This is a genomic window from Peribacillus sp. NPDC058002 (assembly GCF_042886655.1).
In the GTDB taxonomy this organism is placed as follows: Bacteria; Bacillota; Bacilli; order Bacillales; family DSM-1321; genus Peribacillus; species Peribacillus aracenensis.
Genome location: NZ_JBHVQU010000506.1, coordinates 1 through 1,315 on the forward strand (window position 1 = coordinate 1; position 1,315 = coordinate 1,315).

The 1,315-nt window shown below is 42.4% G+C and carries 1 protein-coding gene; it reads left to right on the forward strand.

Going from position 1 to position 1,315, the window contains the following annotated elements:
• Window positions 1-98: 98 nt before the first annotated feature.
• The coding region (gene serA / locus ACFVSH_RS26705; RefSeq protein ID WP_387708838.1) for a phosphoglycerate dehydrogenase at window positions 99-1,315 on the forward strand (1,217 nt) is incomplete at its 3' end.

Sequence of the window (1,315 nt, forward strand, 5' to 3'; positions counted from 1 at the left end):
GCTTACATCTTGATAAGCCAAATTGACATAATAAGCATTTCAATTGTAAAATTAACTGAAATTTAAGATAATTCTTTTCCCTAGGAAGGTGTTTAGACGTGTATCGGATTTTAGTAGCAGACGCCATTAAACCAGAAGGACTCGGACCGCTATCAGAGGCATCCAATATTCATCTCATTCAGAAAACCGTAGAGGAAGCTGCAAACGAACTTGATCGGATCGATGCAATTCTTGTAAGAAGTGCAACGAAGGTTTCGGAAGAGTTAATGAACCGTATGCCGCAATTAAAAATTATAGCACGCGCTGGTGTCGGTGTTGATAACATAGACATCCCGGCAGCGACAAAACGCGGGATTGTCGTGGTTAATGCACCTGACGGCAATACCATTTCAACTGCTGAACATACATTTGCGATGATGGCTTCATTAATGCGCCACATTCCGCAAGCTTATGCTTCACTGAAGAATGGGGAGTGGAAACGTTCCTCTTATACAGGAACTGAACTTCGCGGTAAAACATTAGGTATAGTTGGCTTTGGACGTATCGGAGGGGAAATTGCAAAACGTGCTAAAGTGTTTGGCATGGATGTCATTGTCTATGATCCGTACCTGACTGTCGATCGTGCAAAGAAAATGTCCGTAACGGCCCTGCCGTTAGATGAATTGCTTCCTAAAGCAGACATCATTACAGTTCATACACCACTAACGAATGATACTAGAGGATTAATCAATAAAGAAAAACTGCTTACCTGTAAAAAGGGGGTTTATGTACTAAACTGCGCCCGTGGTGGAATTCTGGACGAAGATGATTTATATGAAATGTTAGTCGAAGGACAAGTTGCAGGGGCGGCACTTGACGTTTTCGTCGAAGAACCCCCACTTGGCCATAAACTGCTTGAACTGGATAGCGTCATTGCTACACCGCATCTTGGTGCTTCCACTAAAGAAGCCCAATTAAATGTTGCGGTACAGGTTGCCCAGGAAGTATTGACCTATTTTGAAGGAAACCCAGTCTCAAGTTCAATCAACCTTCCAGCCATATCTAAAGAAGTGTTTGAAAAGGTACAGCCATTCTATCAACTTGTTCAGCAAATGGGATCCATTGCTTCTCAGTGCATGAATGAAGGAATTCAGGAAATCTCCGTTACGTATGCAGGAGAATCATTGGATTTCGATACAGCGATTCTTACAAAAAGTCTAATCTCTGGCTTTTTCAGATCAAGAGTCGATGCATCAGTCAATGAAGTGAATGCCTTGTTGATCGCAAAAGAGCATGGCATAACCGTTGGTGAAAAAATCTCTACGGACTCTTTAGG